Below are 229 nucleotides of genomic sequence, written 5' to 3' on the forward strand. Positions count from 1 at the left end.
GGAATATGAAAATGCGGCACAAAAGTGCGGCTTTTAGAAACAAATTCGATCGTTTCGTTTTTCAATAAATTTGGTTCGATAGACGAAATTCTTAAACGTTCAATTCCTTCTACTTTGTCTAAAGCTTGAACTAAATCTAAGAAAGTATGTTCGTGTTTTTTATTTCCAAACTCCCCTTTTCCGTAATCGCCGATATTTACACCAGTCAAAACAATCTCACGAATATTCT

The 229-nt window shown here is 34.1% G+C and carries 1 pseudogene; it reads right to left on the minus strand.

Going from position 1 to position 229, the window contains the following annotated elements:
• Nucleotides 1-229, minus strand: a pseudogene (locus ACWA1B_RS23800) (tRNA (N(6)-L-threonylcarbamoyladenosine(37)-C(2))-methylthiotransferase MtaB); the annotation flags it as partial.

This window comes from Flavobacterium xizangense (assembly GCF_054075145.1).